This is a genomic window from Bradyrhizobium sp. (assembly GCF_035935975.1).
Lineage (GTDB): Bacteria > Pseudomonadota > Alphaproteobacteria > Rhizobiales > Xanthobacteraceae > Bradyrhizobium.
In genome coordinates this window covers 128,171-148,890 of sequence record NZ_DASYWN010000052.1, presented here as the reverse complement: position 1 = coordinate 148,890, position 20,720 = coordinate 128,171, and the positions used below count along the sequence as shown (strand labels likewise).

Annotated in this window: 19 protein-coding genes; 11 read left to right on the top strand and 8 right to left on the bottom strand. The window is 65.5% G+C overall.

Translation table 11 applies throughout. The features are described 5' to 3' along the window. Window positions 1-37: 37 nt before the first annotated feature. The 3 genes from VGR99_RS31380 to VGR99_RS31370 all read right to left on the bottom strand — a co-directional run bounded on the left by VGR99_RS31380 (window position 38) and on the right by VGR99_RS31370 (window position 1,785). The gene (locus VGR99_RS31380; RefSeq protein WP_326903814.1) at window positions 38-178 is read right to left on the bottom strand and encodes a hypothetical protein; all 141 of its coding nucleotides are present in this window, start codon (window positions 176-178) and stop codon (window positions 38-40) included. Between the two features lie 293 nt (window positions 179-471). Continuing rightward, complete coding sequence (locus VGR99_RS31375; RefSeq protein ID WP_326903813.1) at window positions 472-804, bottom strand: GIY-YIG nuclease family protein; 333 nt, start codon at window positions 802-804, stop codon at window positions 472-474. A 264-nt stretch (window positions 805-1,068) separates the two neighbouring features. Next, the gene (locus tag VGR99_RS31370; RefSeq protein WP_326903812.1) at window positions 1,069-1,785 is read right to left on the bottom strand and encodes a L,D-transpeptidase; all 717 of its coding nucleotides are present in this window, start codon (window positions 1,783-1,785) and stop codon (window positions 1,069-1,071) included. Window positions 1,786-2,057: 272 nt separating this feature from the next. Between VGR99_RS31370 and VGR99_RS31365 the strand changes: the two genes are divergently transcribed. The 3 genes from VGR99_RS31365 (at window position 2,058) to VGR99_RS31355 (ending at window position 4,759) form a co-directional block, all read left to right on the top strand. After that, complete coding sequence (locus VGR99_RS31365; RefSeq protein ID WP_326903811.1) at window positions 2,058-3,110, top strand: glycosyltransferase family 1 protein; 1,053 nt, start codon at window positions 2,058-2,060, stop codon at window positions 3,108-3,110. Between the two features lie 35 nt (window positions 3,111-3,145). Beyond that, window positions 3,146-3,835, top strand: a complete 690-nt coding sequence (locus VGR99_RS31360; protein WP_326903810.1) for a class I SAM-dependent methyltransferase — start codon at window positions 3,146-3,148, stop codon at window positions 3,833-3,835. Window positions 3,836-4,099: 264 nt separating this feature from the next. After that, a complete protein-coding gene (locus VGR99_RS31355) occupies window positions 4,100-4,759 on the top strand; it encodes a hypothetical protein (RefSeq protein WP_326903809.1) in 660 nt (219 codons plus the stop codon). Window positions 4,760-5,005: 246 nt separating this feature from the next. On the opposite strand, the gene VGR99_RS31350 is transcribed toward VGR99_RS31355, so the two are convergent. Further along, complete coding sequence (locus VGR99_RS31350) at window positions 5,006-6,670, bottom strand: aminotransferase class III-fold pyridoxal phosphate-dependent enzyme (protein WP_326903808.1); 1,665 nt, start codon at window positions 6,668-6,670, stop codon at window positions 5,006-5,008. Between the two features lie 35 nt (window positions 6,671-6,705). Here VGR99_RS31350 and asd point away from each other — a divergent pair, with 35 nt between their 5' ends. Both asd and VGR99_RS31340 read left to right on the top strand, forming a co-directional pair. Beyond that, window positions 6,706-7,569 carry an archaetidylserine decarboxylase gene (gene asd, locus VGR99_RS31345; protein ID WP_326903807.1) on the top strand — a complete coding sequence of 288 codons (864 nt, stop codon included), beginning with the start codon at window positions 6,706-6,708 and terminating at the stop codon, window positions 7,567-7,569. A 67-nt stretch (window positions 7,570-7,636) separates the two neighbouring features. After that, window positions 7,637-8,224, top strand: a complete 588-nt coding sequence (locus VGR99_RS31340) for an NUDIX hydrolase (protein ID WP_326904081.1) — start codon at window positions 7,637-7,639, stop codon at window positions 8,222-8,224. Between the two features lie 174 nt (window positions 8,225-8,398). On the opposite strand, the gene VGR99_RS31335 is transcribed toward VGR99_RS31340, so the two are convergent. Further along, on the bottom strand, window positions 8,399-9,850 hold the full coding sequence (locus VGR99_RS31335) for a FecR domain-containing protein (RefSeq protein WP_326904080.1): 1,452 nt from the start codon (window positions 9,848-9,850) through the stop codon (window positions 8,399-8,401). Between the two features lie 187 nt (window positions 9,851-10,037). Beyond that, window positions 10,038-10,805 (bottom strand): DUF2147 domain-containing protein, encoded by a 768-nt coding sequence (locus VGR99_RS31330; RefSeq protein WP_326903806.1) that lies wholly within the window; start codon window positions 10,803-10,805, stop codon window positions 10,038-10,040. A 194-nt stretch (window positions 10,806-10,999) separates the two neighbouring features. On the opposite strand from VGR99_RS31330, the gene VGR99_RS31325 reads away from it, so the two are divergent. The 3 genes from VGR99_RS31325 to VGR99_RS31315 all read left to right on the top strand — a co-directional run bounded on the left by VGR99_RS31325 (window position 11,000) and on the right by VGR99_RS31315 (window position 14,170). Beyond that, window positions 11,000-11,866 carry a DUF2147 domain-containing protein gene (locus VGR99_RS31325; RefSeq protein WP_326903805.1) on the top strand — a complete coding sequence of 289 codons (867 nt, stop codon included), beginning with the start codon at window positions 11,000-11,002 and terminating at the stop codon, window positions 11,864-11,866. 402 nt (window positions 11,867-12,268) lie between these two features. Next, complete coding sequence (locus tag VGR99_RS31320) at window positions 12,269-13,477, top strand: extensin family protein (RefSeq protein WP_326903804.1); 1,209 nt, start codon at window positions 12,269-12,271, stop codon at window positions 13,475-13,477. Between the two features lie 111 nt (window positions 13,478-13,588). Next, window positions 13,589-14,170 (top strand): histidine phosphatase family protein, encoded by a 582-nt coding sequence (locus VGR99_RS31315; protein ID WP_326903803.1) that lies wholly within the window; start codon window positions 13,589-13,591, stop codon window positions 14,168-14,170. Window positions 14,171-14,189: 19 nt separating this feature from the next. Here VGR99_RS31315 and VGR99_RS31310 read toward each other — a convergent pair whose 3' ends face one another. Beyond that, window positions 14,190-14,531 (bottom strand): DUF6665 family protein, encoded by a 342-nt coding sequence (locus VGR99_RS31310; RefSeq protein WP_326903802.1) that lies wholly within the window; start codon window positions 14,529-14,531, stop codon window positions 14,190-14,192. Window positions 14,532-14,592: 61 nt separating this feature from the next. Next, a complete protein-coding gene (locus tag VGR99_RS31305; protein ID WP_326903801.1) occupies window positions 14,593-15,228 on the bottom strand; it encodes a TetR/AcrR family transcriptional regulator in 636 nt (211 codons plus the stop codon). Between the two features lie 195 nt (window positions 15,229-15,423). Between VGR99_RS31305 and VGR99_RS31300 the strand changes: the two genes are divergently transcribed. The 3 genes from VGR99_RS31300 (at window position 15,424) to VGR99_RS31290 (ending at window position 20,678) form a co-directional block, all read left to right on the top strand. Continuing rightward, a complete protein-coding gene (locus VGR99_RS31300; RefSeq protein WP_326903800.1) occupies window positions 15,424-16,740 on the top strand; it encodes an HlyD family secretion protein in 1,317 nt (438 codons plus the stop codon). 28 nt (window positions 16,741-16,768) lie between these two features. Further along, window positions 16,769-18,352 (top strand): DHA2 family efflux MFS transporter permease subunit, encoded by a 1,584-nt coding sequence (locus VGR99_RS31295; RefSeq protein WP_326903799.1) that lies wholly within the window; start codon window positions 16,769-16,771, stop codon window positions 18,350-18,352. Between the two features lie 526 nt (window positions 18,353-18,878). Further along, window positions 18,879-20,678: an ABC transporter ATP-binding protein gene (locus VGR99_RS31290; protein ID WP_326903798.1), complete on the top strand. Its 1,800-nt coding sequence runs from the start codon at window positions 18,879-18,881 to the stop codon at window positions 20,676-20,678. Window positions 20,679-20,720: the final 42 nt, after the last annotated feature.

Genomic DNA, 20,720 nt, shown 5'->3' with positions numbered 1-20,720 from the left:
ATGCCGTGAGGCGCTCCTCGAACCAGGCAAGCGGCTTTTACTGCTCGCGTTCGAACGTGCTGGTGAAAGCCTCGGGATGGGTGGCGAGTGCTTCCAGACGAACGGTGCGGTAGGGCGCGGCATCGGCGGGGGTGAGCAGTTTGATCGCTGGGGCGGCGGCGTGATGAACGGGCGTCATGTTGGGGCGGTGTCCGTTGGGATCGTCAGAATGCCGCGAACTCAGTATCCTCATCCTGAGGAGCCCGCCATAGGCGGGCGTCTCGAAGGATGGGGAGTGTTACGCTCCGCAGGCGCGGCATCTCGACCCTATCTCCTGCGTTGGCCGTAATGTCTGCGGTCGCGCCCGCTCGTCCTTCGAGACGCCGCTGACGCGGCTCCTCAGGATGAGGCTTAACTGGCGCCTCGCGAGCTGAGGCAGGCATTGGGAGGCGGAGCCGTTGCCACAATACCGCGAGCCCCACATTCCGCTCCTCATCCTGAGGAGCCCGCTACAGGCGGGCGTCTCGAAGGATGATGTGATCCGCGCTTTGCCAGTTCTTGCAGCTCGGCAAAGTCGCCGCGCATGAAGGCTTCCTTCTTGGCGCGGCTCCATTTCTTCAGCTTGCGTTCGCATTCGATCGCGTCGGTGACCCGATCGAACCATTGCGAGAAGACGAGCGTTACAGGCCTACGCGACTTTGTGTAGCCGCCGAAGGTGCCGGCGTTGTGTTGGGCGATCCTGAGCTCGAACTCGGTCCGCGTCGTGCCGATGTAATAGCTGCCATCGGCACATTTGAGAATGTAGAGGTACGCGCCGTCTGTCATCGTGCCCGCCCCATCCTTCGAGACGACCGCTTCGCGGTCTCCTCAGGATGAGGCTAACTGGCAGTCGCTGCGCTGGGCAAGTGCCCATGAGGATCTGCTCGTCTGTGCGATCACTATTGCCCTCCCGCCGCCTGCAGATAGGCAACCACCTTCGCCGCGTCCTCCGCGGACTGCTTCTCCAAGCGCAGACGCTCCGAGAGCATGTTGCAAACGAAAACGGCCCCGGTCTGTTCCGGGGCCGTTTGCGTCACAATGTCCTGTCGCTTAGCGCGTGGCAGATCCGAGATCCGCGCGGCGCTCCGTCATCGGCAGCACGATCACCCTGGTGCCGACGTTGACGCGGGAATAGAGGTCGGTGACGTCGTCGTTGGTCAGGCGGATGCAGCCGGACGAGACGTGCTTGCCGATCGTGTCGGGGGCGTTGGTGCCGTGGATGCGGTAGATGGTGCCGCCCAGATACATGGCGCGGGCGCCGAGCGGGTTGCCGGGGCCGCCGGCCATGTGGCGCGGCAGATAGGGTTGGCGGGCAATCATTTCCGGCGGCGGGGTCCAATCGGGCCACTCGGCCTTCTTGGTCACCGACTGCGTGCCGGACCAGGTGAAGCCGTCGCGGCCGACGCCGATGCCGTAGCGCATTGCCTGGCCGTTACCGAGCACGAGATAGAGATAAGTGTTGGGCGTATCGATGATGATGGTGCCCGGCGCCTCACGCGTCGCGTAGGCCACGGTCTGGCGGCGGAAGCGCGCCGGCATCTCGACGGTGCCCTGATCCTCGGACGGCGCGGCCTGGGAGGGCGCTGCCTGGTACGGTTGATAGGGCTGGATCGGCTGCGGCGCGGCCATCGGCGGCAGCGGCTGGAAGAAGGGGAACAGCTGCACCGGCGCGGCGTTGGCCGGGCCTGCGAACGCGATTGCGGAAATCGCGGCTGCGCCAAAAGCAACGGCGCGCGAATACGTCTTGAACGTGTCCAGATTGAACATTGGTCGCCCCTGTTTGCGCGGTGTTTCTTGGTCACCCCGGCACCGTTTCGGTGCTCCGTTGCCTAATTCACTAACGGAAAGAAGTTTCGGGACGTTTGCGCGGAAAACCGAAAACGGTTTCATCGCGGCAAGGATTGTTTCATGACAGTTTCGTGGCCGCAGGGGTCCGTTAACGAACAAAACAGTGGGCCGACACTTCTGTGACGTCACACGCCTGAAATATCCTTCGTTGATGGTCCTAACCCGAGAATCATCAACTCTTGGGATTCCCCATGCGGGTATTGATCGCGACTGACGCCTGGCATCCGCAGGTTAACGGTGTGGTGCGGACGCTGACCTCGCTGGCGAACGCGGCCAAGGCCCTCGACGTCGAGATCGACTTCCTGACGCCGGAAGGATTTCGGTCCTGGCCGCTGCCGACCTATCCGGGCCTGCGCATCGCGCTGCCGAGCCGCAAGGAGATCGCGCGGCGGATCGAGAAGGCCGCGCCGGAAGCGCTGCACATCGCGACCGAAGGACCGATCGGCTGGGCCGCGCGCGCCTATTGCCGCCGCAACGGCCTTGCCTTCACCACCTCCTATACGACGCGCTTTCCGGAATATGTCTCGGTGCGGACCGGCATCCCCGATGCCGTCGGCTACGCCGTGCTGCGCCACTTCCACGATGCTGCCGCGATGACCATGGTGGCGACGGCGTCGCTGCGGCAGGAGCTGTCCGAGCGCGGCTTCAAGCGGCTCGGCTTCTGGACGCGCGGCGTCAACACCGAGCTGTTCCATCCCGACAGTCCCGCCAAGCTCGACCTGCCGGGCCCGATCTTCATGACCATGGGCCGCGTCGCCGTGGAGAAGAATCTCGAAGCATTCCTCTCGCTCGACCTGCCCGGCACCAAGGTCGTGGTCGGCGACGGTCCGCAGAGGGCGGCGCTCGAAAAGAAGTATCCCGACGCCGTCTTCCTCGGCGAGAAGAAGGGCGCGGATCTCACCGCGCATCTCGCTGCCGCCGACGTCTTCGTGTTTCCGAGCCTCACCGACACGTTCGGCGTGGTGCAGCTCGAGGCGCTCGCCTGCGGCACGCCGGTTGCGGCGTTTCCGGTGACGGGCCCGAAGGACGTCATCGCCGATCATCCGATCGGCGCGATCGACCATGATCTGCGTACCGCGTGCCTGCGCGCACTCACCATGTCGCGCGAGACCTGCCGCAACTTCGCGCTGGAACGTTCCTGGGAAAACAGCGCGCGCCAGTTCGTCGGAAACCTCACCTCACTTCAGCCCAGCCGCATCCTGCGTGCCTCGCCGGTCATGGCGCGGCGGCCGGTGCGCGGTTGATCAGCAACGTTCGAACCACAGCGAGAACCTCATCGATGGCTAAGATCATGAACCTTGACGGCACCCAGCAGATCGACCTCACCCGCGGCACGGTCGAGCAGGCGTACGATCGCTGGGCGCCCGTTTACGATCTCGTGTTCGGCGGTGTGTTCGCCAAGGGCCGCGCGGCCGCGATCGCGGCCACCAACAAGATCGGCGGTCGCGTGCTGGAGGTCGGCGTCGGCACCGGCATCTCGCTGCCGCTCTACGCGCCGCATCTGCGCATCTTCGGCACCGACATTTCGGAAGCGATGCTCGACAAGGCGCGCCAGCGCGTCACCGAGGGCAATCTCAAGAATGTCGAGGGCCTGGCGGTGATGGATGCCGAGAAGCTCGAATTCCCTGACAACTCCTTCGACGTCGTGATGGCGCAGTATGTCGTCACCGCCGTGCCGAACCCGGAGAAGGCGCTCGACGAATTCGCCCGCGTGCTGCGCCCCGGCGGCGAGCTGATCATCCTCACCCGCGTCAGCGCCGACACCGGCATGCGCCGCTTCATCGAGCAGAAGCTCCAGCCGGTGGTGCGTCCGCTCGGCTTCCGCACCGCCGAGTTCGCCTGGTCGCGCTATACGAAGTGGCTGGCCGGCGCGCATGGCATCGAGCTCGCCGAGCGCCGCCTGATCCCGCCGCTCGGTCATTTCTCTCTGGTGCGCTTCCGCAAGGTCGACGTCGCCAAGGCAGCCTGACCGCTGCTCCTCATGGTGAGGAGGCGCGTCAGCGCCGTCTCTCGGACGATGCTTCGCATCGCTCGGTGAAGCATGAAGGCCCGCGCTGCTGCAGCTCGGCCTTCATCCTTCGAGACGCGCGTTCCGCGCTCCTCAGGATGAGGCGACAGAGTAAGACGTGCGTCATCGCGCCGCTGCACATCGTCACATGACAAAATGATGATGTCACATGGCGTACATCGAATCCCTGTAAATCCTGAACCCGAAAGCATTTTGGGGGAGAGCATGATCAAGAATTATCTCGAGCAGCTGCGGATCCAGCGCTGGGACGACCATCGCTACTATCACCACAGCCGCATCAATCAGAGCCTGCACTTCGTCAGCGCGCTGAGCTTCCTCTTCGCCTATGTCTGGCTGTTCGTCGATCCCATGATCTCGGCGCTGGTTGGCTGGCTGGTCTCGATGACCTCGCGCCAGGCCGGTCACTTCTTCTTCGAGCCGCACGATTACGACCACATCAACCAGGCGACGCACGAGCACAAGGAAGAGATCAAGGTCGGCTACAACCTTCAGCGCAAGGTGGTGCTGATGGCAATCTGGGCCGCGTCCCCGCTGGTGCTGTTCGTCGATCCCACCCTGTTCGGCCTGTTCACGCCCTGGGCGAGCGCGACCGACTTCATGCGGCAGGTTGCCAAGATCTGGCTGGTGATCGGCGGCGGCGGTCTCCTGTTCCGCACCGTGCACCTGTTCTTCATCCGCGACGTCGAGACCGGCCTCGTCTGGATGACCAAGATCCTGACCGATCCCTTCCACGACCTGATGCTCTATCGCAGCGCTCCGCTCGCTCTGATGCGCGGCGAGCTGATGGACCCCGGCCTGCACCTCAACCCCGAGCACACGCTGGGCCTCATCTCCGAGCCCACGCTCGAAGAGCAGCACGCCTGAGCGCGCTTGCGCACACCACACACTCCGATGTCTGATGGTTACGTCATGCCCGGCCTCGTGCCGGGCATCCACGTCTTGGGGGCTGCTCCTTCGCCTCTCTCCGCGTGCGGGGGAGTAGGATCGAGCGCTGCCACAGACGCCGTCATTCCGGGATGGTCCGAAGGACCAGACCCGGAATCTCGAGATTCCGGGTTCGGCTCTTCGAGCCGCCCCGGAATGACAGTGGCTATGTGGAAAGGCCCAGCCTCAGCGCCCAAAGCGCTTGGCCAGCATCTCTTTCAAGATCTGCCGCTTGATATTCTTGTTGGTGAGCACGCCGTCGTGCCACCAGAAGCCGTCGGCCTTCATCTTCTCGGCGGCACGGACGAAGCGGTCGGCGACTTCGCTGAAATCGGCGTCGGTGTAGTTGAGGCTGAAGATCAGCCGGCCGGTGCCGACCCAGCTCAGGGACAGGCCCTCGGCGCGCAAATAGTACTGCAGCATCCAGTTGTAGCGGGACGGGGTGGTGTATTTCACCGTCCAGATCGACGAGAAGTTGGCGAACTGCACCGGCAGCCTGGCGTCGGTCATCATCTGGTTGAGCTTCTGGACGCGCCCGTTCCAGGTCGCCTCCAGGCCGTCATAGATGGCGCGGAAGTTCGGGCTTGCGAGCCGGCTCAAAAACTCGTCCATCGCCGTCATGACGTAGGGATGCGAGTTGAAGGTGCCGCGGGCGAAGCAGATGTCGGCGGGACGATCGTCGCGGAAGCGGCGCATCAACTCCTTCTTGCCGCAGACAACGCCGACCGGCAGGCCGCCGGCAAGGCTCTTGCCGTAGGTCACCATGTCGGCCTTGACGCCGAAATACTCCTGGGCGCCGCCGGCCGCGAGACGGAAGCCGACGAACACCTCGTCGAAGATCAGCACGATACCACGCTCGGTGCAGACCTCGCGCAGCTTCTTCAGCCATTCGGTGTACGCCGCGCGATCGAAATTGCCGCCGCGCGAGGAATCGACCAGCGAGGAATCGCCGGGCGCGTTGACGTTCGGATGCAGGCCCTGCAGCGGATTGACCAGCACGCAGGCGATGTCCTTGCGCGTGCGCAGCACGTGCAGCGTCTTCTCGGACATTTCGGAGAGCGTGTAGGTCTCGTGCGCGGCGATCGGGTTGCCGACGCCGGGCTGCACGTCGCCCCACCAGCCGTGATAGGCGCCGGCGAAGCGGACGAGGTGCGTGCGCTTGGTGTGGTAGCGCGCCAGCCGCACCGCCTGCATCACGGCTTCGGTGCCGGACATGTGGAACGAGACTTCGTCGAGGCCGGAGATCTGGCGGAGCCGCTGCACGTTCTCGAGGATGACGGGGTGGTAGGGGCCGAGCACGGGACCCAGCGCATGCGCCCGCTTCTCGGAGCCCTCGATGCACTCCTTGTAGAAGTCGTTGCCGAAGATGTTGACGCCGTAGGAGCCCGTGAGGTCGTAGGAGGTGTTGCCGTCGACGTCAGTGACGGTGACGCCGCTGGAGGACTCCATGAAGGTCGAGGTGCCCAGATGTTCGCGGACGAGGCGCGCGAACTGGAACGGCACGCGGTAGCTTTCGGTGAAGTTGAGATCGGAGATCGTTTCGGCCGCTTCCTTCGTCATCGCGCGGCCCTTGGGGTAGCGATCGGCGTAGAGAGCTGCGAGGCGGAAGAAGGCGTCCTTGCGCTGCTTCACCACGTTGTCGGGCGCGCCGTCGCAGCCGAAATACTTGTCGCCCTCGAACTCGTAGAACGGGAGCAGTTTTGCCACCCGCCGCGACATCTTGGAGTGCCCGGCGAGCGACCGGTGCTTGGCGCGGGAGAGTTCGACCCGCGCCTTGATCTTCGGGAAGACGGCGGCAGCAGACGCTGCGGCGGCCACGGACATCGAGAGAATCGGGAGTGTCGTTTCCATGACAACAAGCGCTAATACTGTGAGCTGACAGATTCATGACAGTCAAAGCCCTCATCGCCTCTTTCACCCAGCAGGAAGACCTCAACTTCCTGTTGACCAACCGCATCCCCCGCGCGGCCCTGACCCGGTTCATGGGCTGGTTCTCCAAGATCGAGAACCCGCTGGTGCGGGACTTCTCGATCGCGCTGTGGAAGCTGTTCTCCGACCTCGATTTGTCGGAGGCGCGCAAGACCCACTTCAAGAGCCTGCACGACTGTTTCACCCGGGAGCTCAAGCCGGGCCTGCGGCCGTTCGATCCCGATCCGGCGGTCGTTGCGAGTCCTTCCGACGGCATCGTCGGCGCCCATGGCCGGATCGCCGACACCGAGCTGTTCCAGGTCAAGGGCGCGCCTTACTCGCTGCTCGACCTGCTTGGCGATTCCGCGCTGGTCGACCAGCATCGCAACGGAAGCTTCGTCACGCTGCGGCTGACCTCGAGCATGTACCATCGTTTCCACGCGCCCTATGACGCGCATATCGAGCGGGTCACGCTGATCCATGGTGACGTCTGGAACGTCAACCCGATCGCCTTGAAGCGGGTCGAGCGTCTCTTCTGCAAGAACGAGCGCGCGGTGATCCGCACGCATCTGTCGACTGGCGAGGCCGTAACGCTAGTGCCGGTTGCAGCCATCCTGGTTGCCAGCATCCGGTTGCATTTCCTCGACATGGTGTTGAACGCGCAGACGCGCGGTCCGGTCAATTTCCCCTGCGATGTCAACGTGAGCAAGGGCGAGGAGCTCGGCTGGTTCGAGCACGGCTCGACCATCATCATCCTGGCGCCCGGCGATTTTACCTTCTGCGACGGCATCGCCGAGGGTACGCGCATCCGCGCCGGTCAAGCGCTGCTCAGAAGAAAGTAGCCTTCAATCTGCCGTTCCCGCCGCCTATATGGTCGGCGGGAACGAGCCTACGATTACGGATCTGATGATGGCGCGGGCGCCGGTCATGGCAGCGGGTGGGATTGTGCTGCGGCGCGGAGCTGTGCCGCTGATCGCGATCGTGCGCCAGCGCAAGCGCAACGAATGGGTTCTGCCCAAGGGCAAGCTCGACGACGGCGAGACGCCGAAGGAAGCCGCGCATCGCGAGGTGCTGGAAGAGACCGGCCACGACGTCGCCTTGCACGAATTTCTGGGCACCCTGGTCTATCAGTCCGGTGGGCGCTCCAAGGTCGTGCATTTCTGGCGCATGGAGGCCGACGGCGGTCCCGTCCGCAAGCTGATGAACGACATCAAGGCGGTGGACTGGCTGACGCTGGACGACGCGCTCGTCCGCCTGTCGCGCGAATATGAGCGCGCGTTTCTCACGCAGGTCGGCCCGATCGCGCTCGCCGCGGCGGGGCCGGCGCTTGCGGTTGTTGCCGAGCCGGCACCCGTTCCCGAGCCGAACTCGCCATTGGCGGCCGACGATATCGATGCTGCCTTGCAGACTCTGACGCCGGCCGAGGCGGCTTCGGTCGAAGAATTGCAGCACGGCCTGTTGCAGAAGGTGAAGGCCTGGCTGCGCGGCGAGGCGTGAGGTTGTATCGTGCCGTGCAGCGTTCGGCTTACGAATGAAACTGCATCCGCAAGTTAGTTGGCTCGCGTAAAGCCAACTCGCTCCAAGCCGTCATTGCGAGCGCAGCGAAGCAATCCAGAATCTTTCCGCGGCGGGACTCTGGATTGCTTCGCTGCGCTCGCAATGACGAAGCTGTCACCGCCGCTCTTTCTTCTCCTTCGGAGCCGGCGCGGGCTTGCGCGGAGCGGCAGGGCGCTGTGTGGCGGGAGCACGCTGCTGGAAGCCGCCGGGGCGTTGCAGGCCCGGCTGTTGGGCTGCAGGCGGCAGGCCGGGCTGCATGCCGGTGCGCGGCGGTTGCGGCTGCGGCGTTCCGCTTGGCTGTGGCGGCATGGCGCCGCCGGGCTGAGTCTGCCCGCCGCGTTGCGGCTGGGTTCGCGGCGTGCCGTTGGGTTGTTGAGTCCCTTGTCCTGCGCGCGGTGCACCGGGACGTCCGGCGCCTTGGCCGGGTTGCTGCTGACCTTGCTGCCCCTGGCCCGCGCGCGGGTTGCCCGGCTGCACGGCGCCGCCTTGTTGTCCCTGTCGCTGCGGCGGCTGTGTACCTTGTTGCGTCCCTTGGCGCTCCGGCGTACCCGGCTGCTGCTGACCCGGACGGTTGTTCTGGCCGGGCTGGCCGTTGGGACGTTGCGGTTGCTGGCCCGGCGCCACGTTCGGCCGCAATTGCTGTTGCTGCGGCGGCTGCGCCGGGCGCGGAATGCGGCTGATCGCGGCCGGATTGGCGCGGCGGAAGTCGCGCTGCTCGGTGACGATCTGCCGGCCGGTGGTCTGCGCCAGATGCACCTGGCTGACGAAGCCGCGGTCGCGCGCGATCTGCTGCGCGGGAATCGTGATCGGCACCGCGGCAAAGCGCATGCCGCCGCCGGCCGGGCCGGGCCGGATCGCAAAGCCGCTTGATCCTTGCGTCAGCGCGCCGAGCCGCGTGCCGCTGGTGCGGTCGTTGACCTCGATGTGGCCGACGCGGCCATCGGCGTCGGGATAGAGCTTGATGTTGACGTTGTTGGTGCCGGTTGCCGCCGCGCCCTCGGGCACGTCGACGACGCCGGTGGTGCCGCGAATGCCGAGCGTCGCGGTCGGCGTTGCGATCTTCATGTCGCCGGTCTTCGCCACCGCCGCGGCAACGAAGGCGACGGTGCCCTTGCCGATATCGAAGATCGCCGAATTCTGCTTGCCGCCGTCCTCATAGACGTAATTGTCGATGGTGATCCTGGCGCTGGCGGAGAGATTGAACGTGGTGGCGTCGTTGAAGGTGATGCCGAGCGAGGAGTTCGACGAGGTCTGCACGACGTCGTTGAGATAGATGTCGTCGCGCACGCGCAGCGGATAGGAGTTCTTGTCGCGGATCACGGTCGCGATCCCCGTCACCGTCGCGACGTTGCCGATCGGCTCGACGGCGGTGGTTTGCGCGTCCGCCGTCGGAGCAGGTGTTGCCGACGGCGTCGGCGAGGCCGATGGCGTCGGGGAGGGCGCGGGGCTCGGCTGCGCCTGTGCTTGCGCAAGCTCAATAGCATCGGATGCGGATGCGGTGTTCGCGCCGGCCAGCGGCAAGGCCAGCAGCGGGACAGCAAGCACAAAGCGGCGCCAAGCCACCATCAAAGCCACGAATGAGGTCCCGGTGAGAACGCGAGGCGAGGTCCGCCGATATCAGCCGCATCAGGCTGAATGGCGGATGAACATATGTCGCAGGGGAGGAGCGAACGTTCAAGCGCCACGTCCCGGTGTCAGGGACGTGGCGCCATCATAAGAACAAGAAGGCTTGTCAGCCGCGATGCGTTCGCTGTCAGCTCACGCGCTTCCAGGTCTGGCCGCCGCAGAACATGCCGCCGAAGGCGCAGCCCTGCACGCGCATCGCATTCGGGCCCTTCATCGCGATCGTCGAGTCGTAGTTGCGGCCGGAGTCGGGGTCATGGATGCGGCCGCTCCACTTCGCACCGTCAGGCTTCATGTTGATCAGGATGCGCTCGTTGGTCTTCTCGGCATAGCCGCACAGATTGGCGCCGCACTGTTCGACGCGGACATTGCCCTTGTTCTCTTCGGTCGCCCAGATGCCGATCGGCGAGGTCGGCGCTGCCACGGGCGCGGCGGCGACCGGAGCCGGAGCAGGCGCGGGGACATAAGCGGGAGCCGGGGTAGTTGCGACCGGAGCGGGCTGCGGCGTCGTGTCGACGGACGGCGCGGCGGCAACGACCGGGGCGGCGGGTGCAGCGACGGGCGCGGCCGGCGCGGTCGCCTGCACCGGAGCCTGCTGCGCGGGCTGCGGCTGCACCGGAGCCGGCGCGGGTTGAGCGGCCGGCGCCGGAGCCGGCGCGGTGTCGACGTCATCATCCTTGGAGCCGCCGAGGCCCTTGAGGTTGATGTTGTTCAGCTTGATCGGCTTGTCGGACAGGCCCGGCGCCACGATGGTCACGCAGTTGAGCGAGGCGCAGTTGCGCGGCGTCTCGATGCGGATGTGCTGGCCTTCGATCTGGAACGAGATCGTATTGCCGGCATGGGCAGCGGCGGTCGAAGCCAGGAAGAGCGCGGTGGCGGCGATGGTGAGCTTGTTCATGACAACCTCCGAGGGATGCGTGGTCCCGGTATGGATTGAAGTCGCTGGTGGATGAAGCGTGGTTGGACCCTACGCCGGGCTGGCGGGGCGTTCTGTGATGGTCGTCACAACCGCCTGGCGACGCTGGGTGAGGCAGCGCACATTCAGCCGCAGTCCTTCCTACGTAAGGTCATCGCGACACGGAGGGGAACCCGATGAAACGGCTCGCGACTTCGCTTGGTGCATTGATCGCATTGACGGTGGCTGCGCCCGCGGCCCAGGCCGGCTCCTACTCCTTCTCGATCGGCGGGCACCGGTTCCATGTCGAAGCGCCCAGGAATTGCCGATCGACCTCCTGTGTTTCGGTCTCCAGTCGCAGCCTCCGGCCGACAGAGGAGGCCCGCAGCGTCCCAACACCGCCGCCTGCGCCCGCGCCGGTCATGCAGGCGCCGCAGCCGGTCAATCCGGTGGCCCCGGTTCGTCCGCCGCAGCCGGCTGTGGTCGCGGCACCCCCGCCGCCAGCGCCCGTCCTTGCCGCGACGGCGTCGCAGCCGGTTGTGCCGCCTCCAGCGCCAAAATCAGAAGCTCCGGGATTTGAAACCCCGAGCCCCAATCCGCCGCGGGTTGATCTTCAGCGCGTCGAAGCGCCGAAGGTTGTTGCGCCGATCGTCGTGCCGAGTCCCGAGATCAAGCAAACGACACCGATCGCACAGCGCAGTGACGACGAGCCGGCCTATCTGCCGCTCGGCGAATGGGAGAGTTCCGGTGCCAAGGGCACGGTCCGGATCGAACGCTGCGGCCCGGCGCTCTGCGGCTATGTATTGACCGACGCGTCGAGCAGGGGCGAGAGCGTGCTCGTCAACATGAAGCCGAAGGCGCACGACGTCTGGAGCGGCAGCATCTACAGCCGCTCCAGCGGCAGCACCTATTATGGCACGATGACGTTGACGAACTCCGGCAAGCTCCATGTCGAAGCCTGCGCGATCGGCCGCTTCTGGTGCTCCGGCAACGACTGGACGCGGATTGAGACGCCGCGCGAGAAGGTGATCACGACCTTGCGTCAGTGGGGCGCGCGGTCGTAGGGTTTTTTACCCTCTCCCCTTGCAAGATCGGCGGCGTGACGGGATCGTCCTGCTCGAATTTTCGAGCGCAGCAGGGCGCCCGGCGGCGAAATGATCTGGCGCCGGGGCAAGCGGGTGATGCAATGTGAGTCCTAGATCATGCCGAGCACGATGGCGCCGACAAAGGCCAAGGCCAGATAAGCGGTGACAACGCTCAGCTTCCCGGCGAGGGTCATGAGCTTGCTCCATGCGCGCCGCTTTGCGCGCTGGCGTTATGGTTAACAGAGAGTCTCGGCGCGAAAAAGTAAGCCGTGCTGCCGCTCGGCATTCGCCGCGTTTCTGTGTGCCCGCGCCGGTATGGTTAAAGAACATTGAAATCAACGTGTTGAAGAGTCTTTAAGTAAAATCATCGAACGTGCGTGCATGACGCGCGGAGTTCGCTTGTATCTCGTCGGCTCCATCGTCCTTGTTTCGCTCGCGGGTTGCGGACGCGGCTTGTTCCAGGCCGAACGTGAACCGTGGCGGGCCGAGGCCGAAGCCGCATGCCTGAAATCGGGCGCAGTGAAGGAGGGTCCGGATCTCGTTCGCATCGATCCGATTTCCGGCCCCGGCATGTGCGGCGCCGAGTATCCGTTGAAGGTCGCAGCCATCGGCGAGGCCTCCGGCAGCTACGGCTTTGCCGACGAGGAGCTGCGCCCGCCCGGCAGCATCGGCGGTCAGCCGCGCTGGCCGGTGACGCAGCCGCGATCGAATTATCCGCAGAGCCAGAATTATCCGGCCTCGTCCTATCCGCAGCGGTCGAACTATCCCGAGAGCGCGGTGCGTCAGCCTTCCGGCTACGGCGCACAGCCCGGACCGATGTCGTTGAATGCACCCGGCGTGGCGCCGCAGGAGGACGAGATCGACCTGCCGCCCGAGGGCACCGATGCCGCGGGCGCGGCGCGCTACATGAATGCGCCGAGCTATCCTGCGCGGCAGCCCGCACCTTATTCGCAGGCACCTACACAGCAGCCGCCGCCGCGGCTTGGCCCCGCACAGGGCAATCCCGTCACCGCGGTCGGCCCGGTTGCGGTGAAGCCGACGGCGACGCTGGCCTGTCCGATCGTGTCCGAGCTCGACCGCTGGCTCGCCGATACCGTGCAGCCGTCGGCGATGCGCTGGTTCGGCGCCCGCGTCGTCGAGATCAAGCAGATCTCCGCCTATTCCTGCCGCGGCATGAACGGCAACCCGCACTCCCACATCTCCGAGCACGCCTTCGGCAATGCGCTCGACATTGCGGCCTTCGTGCTCGCCGACGGCCGCCGCGTCACCGTGAAGGATGGCTGGCGCGGCATGCCGGAAGAGCAGGGCTTTCTGCGCGACGTGCAGTCGGGTGCCTGCGCGCATTTCACCACGGTGCTCGCGCCGGGCTCCAATGTCTATCACTACGACCACATCCATGTGGACCTGATGCGCCGCGCCAGCCGCCGGCTGATCTGCCAGCCCGCCGCCGTCTCCGGCGACGAGGTCGCCGCGCGGGCGCAGTCGCGCAGGCCTTACGCGAGTGCGCGCGATCCGTCCGTCACCGGTTCGCTCGGTGCCCGCAAGAGCACGTCGCGCAAGCAGGAAGAGGACGACTACGCCGACGACTAGGGAACGCGATTTCCCTTGTAGCCCGGATGAGCGAAGCGATATCCGGGATTTCTGTGAGTGGATTCCCCGGGGTATCGCTTCGCTCGTCCGGGCTACGACTGCGTCAACCGAATGTCCATCGTCCGCTATCTCACCCATCCGCAAGTGCAAATCGATCCCGACGTGCCGGTGCCGCAATGGGGCCTCAGCCCGGTCGGTCGCGCGCGCACCGAGGCCGTGGCGGACGCAAGCTGGCTGGCGAACACCACGCAGATCATCTCCAGCGGCGAGCGCAAGGCGGTCGAGACCGCCGAGATCATCGCCGCAGAGCTCGGCATCACGATCGACATACGCGAGGCGATGCACGAGAACGACCGCTCCGCGACCGGCTTCCTGAAGCCGACCGAGTTCGAAGCGGTCGCCGATCAGTTCTTCGCGCAGCCTGATATCAGCGTCCGTGGTTGGGAGCGCGCCATCGATGCGCAGGCGCGGATCGTGTGCGAGGCGGAGGCGGTGCTGTCCCGCAACCGCGCGGGCGACGTTCTCTTCGTTGGCCACGGCGCCGTCGGCACGCTGCTGTTCTGCCACGTCGCCGGCCGTCCGATCGATCGCGCCTATGATCAGCCCGCAGGCGGTGGCCACGTCTTCGCGTTCGCGCGCGAGACGCGCCAGATCCTGCACGGCTGGCGACGGTTGGAAGAGATCGAGGCGTAGCTCCAGCGCTGCCGGAAAGTCACTTCGAGGTCGGCTTCAATGGTGCCGGCGCCAATCCCATGCAGCGCTGCACCTCGCTTGGGACGTTGTAGGTCCGCATGATGTGGCGGCTGTCGCGCAGGCCGGATGACTCGCGCTGCACGACGAACATCCAGAGCGCTTGACCTGCTTCCACCACCAGCTTGCGCCTTGCCGGCTGCATCGCGGCCGGCACCTCCGGCAGCGCGTGCGCGGCGTCGAACTCGCGCAAGCGCGTCAGCGCCTGCTCGAGCGTGCGGCCCATCCGTCCAAGCGCTGAGGCCTGTTCCTGGACGATCTCGTAATGGAGGATATCGACAGGCGGGCGAAGATCACGGGACATGGCCGCAATATAGGGCTGCGGCTCCCGCCCGCGCAACGCGCGGCGTGCTTGCCGTTACGTCTTACTTCGCCCGATACGATGCCAGAAACATCCGCGTCGCGCTGTCGACGACTTCAGTCATGCGCTGTTCCGACGGCGGCGGCGCGGCCTGGAAGACGAAGGGCAGGAAGAGCGAGGCCTTGCACAGTTCCATGAATTGCGAGGCCGCAAGGTCGCAATCGTCGATCGCGAGATCGCCGGAAGCGACGTGAATCTTGAGGTATTCGGAGAGCCGGTTGATGGTCTTGTCCAGCACGCGCAGATAATAACGGCGGCCGACATCCGGCATGCGCTCGGCGATCGCCATCACGGTGCGGATCGCCGATCCGCCGCCGGGACGGCAGAGCAGGTGGATGTAGGCCTGGCCAAAATCCTTCAGCGTGGTCTCGGCGTCGCGGGCCGGATCGAAATTGAACACGACCTGGCCGTGAAAGAGCGCTTCCTCCTCGAGAATGGCTTCGAACAGCGCGCACTTGTCGGCGAAGTAGACGTAGAGCGTGCCCTTGGAGACCTGCGCCGCGCGCGCGATCTCACCCATGCTGGCGCCGTCAAAACCGAGATCCATGAACACCTTGCGGGCACCGGCCAGAATCTGGCGGCGCTTGGAGCTGTCCTCCTCCTGGAGGACGTGCAGCTGTTCGCGGCCGGCTACAACCATTGGTTCAGGGTCTCGGAAGGTTTTTGGGTCGGGGCCCGGACTGGGAAACCCGAATAAAGGATTCGGGTCCCTAGGGTCTACGCGGGAATATTATCTATATTGACCGAACCGTTCGGTCAATGATATTTGGGATGAGCGAGAGGGACCTGCCGCTGGACGGCCGCCCCTGGTCGCGCTTTTTTTGGGGAGGCCGTTATGGCCGTATCGAGAGACCAGGCTGCGCGCGTCCTTCGCCAGGAAGCGGTGGAGACGAATCCGGCGAATGCCGACGCTGCGGCCGAGGCGCCGGCAGCCCTGGCCGAGCAGTTGCGCTCCCATGTCGCCGAGGAAACCAAGCGCCGCACCAATGAGGCGCCGGAGAAGCCCGTGACCGACAAGCCGGCCGCAGCCGCGCCGGACGCGCCCGCCGCCGGCGCGCCGAAATCCGGCAAACGCAAATTCGTGCTGATGGGCGTCGGCCTCGTGCTGGCGCTCGCGGCCGCGAGCTATGCCGGCTACTACACGCTGGTCGGCCGCTTCTACGTCTCGACCGACGACGCCTATGTCCGCGCCAACAATACCATGCTGGGCGCGCGCGTTGCCGGCCACATCTCCTCGATCCTTGCCGGCGACAACACGACGGTGAAGGCCGGCGACATCATCTTCCGCATCGACGACGGCGACTACAAGATCGCGGTCGACGCCGCCGCGACCAGGATCAAGACCCAGCAGGCCACGATCGATCGCATCGGCCGCCAGGTCGCCGCGCTCGAGAGCCAGGTGGCGCAGGCCAAGGCGCAGCTCGTCTCGGCCGAAGCCGGCCTCAAGCGTGCCGATCTCGACTATGAGCGCCAGCAGGCGCTGAGCAGCAAGGGCTTTGCCTCGCGCGCCACGTTCGAAAGCTCGGAAGCCGGACGCGACCAGGGCGCCGCCGCGGTCAAGGCCGCGCAGGCCGCCTTCGACGTCGCCGTCAGCAATGTCGACGTCACCAAGGCGCAGCAGGCCGAAGCGCAGGCGCAGCTCGCTGAGCTCAAGACCTCGCTCGCCAAGGCCGAGCGCGACCTCGCCTTCACGGCGGTGCGCGCGCCGGTCGACGGCACGTTCTCGAACCGTCTGGTCAACGCCGGCGACTTCATCTCGGTCGGCCAGCGTCTCGGCAATGTCGTGCCGCTCGACGACGTCTATATCGACGCCAACTTCAAGGAAACGCAACTCAAGCGCATCCGTCCCGGCCAGCCCGTGACGATCAAGGTCGATGCCTATGGCATGCGCAAGTTCTCCGGCGTCGTCGACAGCATCGCAGCGGGCGCAGGCTCGGTGTTCACGCTGCTGCCGCCCGACAATGCCACCGGCAACTTCACCAAGATCGTGCAGCGCGTGCCGGTCCGCATCCGCGTGCCGAAATCGGTGGCCAAGCAGAACCTGCTCCGCGCCGGCATGTCGGTCTATGCGACCGTCGACACCAACAAGGGCGCGGCCGACGCCGACAGTGAGATCGATCTCGACGATCCCACCGCGATCCACCCGCAGTAACTGAAGCTGAGCGCTGCGAGGTCAGGCCATGGCCAACGCCACCACCGCTTCACCTGCCATGATGGCAGCCCCCGCTTCGGAGCGCATCGCGCCGAAGCGGCTGTTCGCCTTCATCATCATGGTGTTCGGGATGTTCATGTCGATCCTGGACATCCAGATCGTCTCGGCGTCCCTCAGTGAGATCCAGGCCGGATTGTCGGCAAGCTCGAGCGAAGTCGCCTGGGTCCAGACCGCCTATCTGATCGCCGAGGTGATCGCGATCCCGCTGTCGGGATTCCTGTCGCGCGCCTTCGGCACGCGGCTCTTGTTCGCGATCTCGGCGGCGGGCTTCACCGCCTCGAGCCTGCTCTGCGGCTTTGCCACGAGCATCGAGGAGATGATCGTCTGGCGCGCGCTGCAGGGCTTCCTCGGCGCCGGCATGATCCCGACGGTGTTCGCCTCGGCCTACACCGTGTTTCCGCGCTCGAAATTTCACATCGTCGGCCCGATCATCGGGCTTGTTGCGACCTTGGCGCCTACGATCGGCCCGACGGTCGGCGGCTACATCACCGATTTGATGTCATGGAACTGGCTGTTCTTCATCAACGTCGTGCCCGGCATCGGCATCACCCTCGGCGTGCTGGCGCTGGTCGATTTCGACGAGCCGCATTTCGAGCTGCTCGATCGCTTCGACTGGTGGGGCCTGTTGTTCATGGCCGGCTTCCTCGGCACGCTGGAATATGTGCTGGAGGAAGGCCCGCAGCATGAATGGATGCAGGACACCTCGGTGGCGATCTGCGCCTGGATCTGCGCGGTCTCCGCGATCGCCTTCTTCTGGCGCGTCTTCACCGCGGCCGAGCCGATCGTCAACTTACGCACCTTCTCCAATCGCAATTTCGCGGTCGGCTGCGTCCTGCAGTTCTGCATCGGCATCGGCCTCTACGGCCTGACCTACATCTATCCGCGTTATCTCGCCGAGGTGCGCGGCTACAGCGCGCTGATGATCGGCGAGACCATGTTCGTCTCGGGCATCACCATGTTCCTGGTCGCGCCGCTGGTCGGCCGGCTCATGGTGAAGATCGACATGCGCTACATGATCGCGTTCGGCCTGATCGTGTTCGCGATCGGCTCCTACCAGATGACCTGGATCACGCGCGACTACGATTTCTACGAGCTGCTCATACCGCAGATCCTGCGCGGCATCGGCATGATGTTCGCGATGGTGCCGACCAACAACATTGCGCTCGGCACGCTGGCGCCCGACAGGGTGAAGAACGCGAGCGGCCTGTTCAATTTGATGCGCAATCTCGGCGGCGCCGTGGGCCTCGCCGTCATCAACACCGTGCTCAACGACCGCACCGACCTGCACATCACGCGCCTGCAGGAGCGCGTGACCTGGGGCAATGCGACCGCGACCGAAACCCTGACCATGCTCATGCAGAAGTTCCAGGGGCTCGGCGATTCCACGCTGATGGCGATGAAGCAGCTCAGCCAGATCGTGCACCGCCAGGCGGTGGTGATGAGCTTCGGCGATGCCTTCTTCGTGCTGACGGTGTTCTATCTCGGCCTCAGCCTGCTGGTCACGCTGCTGAACAAGCCGGCCGCACTCGCCGGCGGCGGCGACGCGCATTGAGGCGGCTACGCACATTGGGCGCGCTATACGCTCGGTGTCGTCGCCCGGCTTGACCGGGCGACCCAGTATTCCAGAGGCCGGCGTTGGGGAGTTCGCGCTCACCACATCCGCCGCGGCGTACTGGATGCCCCGCCTTCGCGGGGCATGACCGCAGAGGCTCAGGCGGCGGCGGAGCGTGACAGCCGCCCCCGCACCAAATTGCAACACTCGCTCGTGATCTCACAGGAGCCCCGTTGCAAAGCGCAAACGGCACATCTATAAAGCGCACCTCATTCATTCGAACCGGGGAGAGATTTGCATGATTTCGTCGCATTCGCAGATCGCATTTCCGCGCTCGATGACCTTCTGGCTCGGTATGTCCTCGACCTCGTAAGAGGTCCTTTCCGCCAGCTTCGATTGGGCACCAAGTCCCGATCGCTCCACTTCCCAAGTCAAAATCAGTCCTAAGTGACGCCGTCTCGGCCTTCGCTGCCGGTGTGCGTCCATCGATGGAGCCGGCCCGCCCGAGAAGCGGCCGGATGAGGTCATGACCGCTCTTTCAAAGAAGCCCGCGGCGATACGCGTGGTTCTGCCCTTCGTGTTCCGGCACTGGCTGAAGCAGCCGGGGCGAACACTCGCGATCGTCGTTGGCCTGCTCGGTGCGACCGCCGCCGACCTGTTCATGCCGGTCTTCTCCGGACACCTGATCGACGCGCTGACGCGCGGGCCGTCCGATCCCGAGGCGCGCCATGCGGCGCTGGTCGCCTTCGGCGCGATCGTAGCGCTGGGCGCGGCCTCGATGGTGCTGCGGCTTGCAGGGCTGCAGGCGATCGTGCCGTTCACGCTGAAGATCATGTCGGAGGTCGCGCAGGATGCCTTCATGCGCGTGCAGCGCTTTTCGACCGACTGGCACGCCAACTCGTTCGCGGGCTCGACCGTGCGCAAGATCACGCGCGGTATGTGGGCGCTGGACTTGCTCAATGACACCATCCTGCTGGCGCTGTTGCCGTCGCTGGTGGTGCTGATCGGGTCGATGATCCTGCTCGGCGTGCACTGGACTTCACTCGGCGCGGTGATCGCGCTCGGCGCGCTGGTCTATGTCGCGATGACGGTGCTGTTCTCGACGCGCTACATCGCGCCGGCTGCGCGTGTCTCCAATGCCTGGGACACCAAGGTCGGCGGGACGCTGGCGGATTCGCTGACCTGCAATGCCGTGGTGAAATCCTTCGGCGCCGAGATGCGCGAGGAGGCGCGGCTGACCCGCGTCATCAAGCGCTGGCGCGTGCGGGTGCGGCGGACGTGGTTTCGCTACAACTACACCGCCATGGCCCAGCTTTCGCTGCTGCTGTGCTTGCGGGGATCCGTGATCGGCGGCTCGGTGCTGCTGTGGATGTACGGGCATGCCACGCCCGGAGACGTCACTTACGTGCTGACGAGCTACTACGTCATCCACGCGTATTTGCGCGACGTCGGCATGCACATCAACAACCTCCAGCGCTCGGTCAACGACATGGAGGAACTGGTGGCGATCCATGACGAGCCGATCGGCATTGCCGACTCGGCCGGTGCACGGCCGATCGCGATCGAGGGCGGCGAGATCGTGTTCGACGACGTCACGTTCCATTATGGCGGCCATCGCGCGCCGCTGTATGACGGGCTGTCGCTGACGATCCGCGCCGGCGAACGTGTCGGCCTGGTCGGCCGCTCCGGCTCCGGCAAGACGACTTTCGTCAAGCTGGTGCAGCGGCTCTACGACGTCACCGATGGACGCGTGCTGATCGACGGGCAGGACATCGCGAAGGCGACGCAGCAATCGCTGCGCAGCCAGATCGCGATCGTGCAGCAGGACCCGATCCTGTTTCACCGCACGCTCGCCGAGAACATCGCCTATGGCCGGCCCGGTGCCAGCCTCGAGGCGATCGAGCAGGCGGCGCGGCTGGCGAATGCGCACGACTTCATCCTGCGCCTGCCGAAGGGCTACGGCACGCTCGTCGGCGAGCGCGGCGTGAAACTGTCGGGCGGCGAGCGGCAGCGCGTGGCGCTGGCGCGCGCCTTCCTGGCCGACGCGCCGGTGCTGATCCTGGACGAGGCGACTTCCAGCCTCGATTCGGAATCGGAGGCGCTGATCCAGCAGGCGATGGAACGCCTGATGAAGGGGCGCACCTCGATCGTGATCGCGCACCGGCTGTCCACGGTGCGCAGTCTCGATCGGATCCTGGTGTTCGACCGCGGCGAGATCGTCGAGCAAGGCACCCATGCCATGCTCGCGGGCAAGCCCGGCGGCATCTATCGCGGCCTGTTCGAGCGCCAGGTGGTGGAGCTCGGACAGATCGCTGCAGCGGAATGAGGCGCGCGGCGGCGGGACGAACGTCCCGCCGTCACGTCGCCT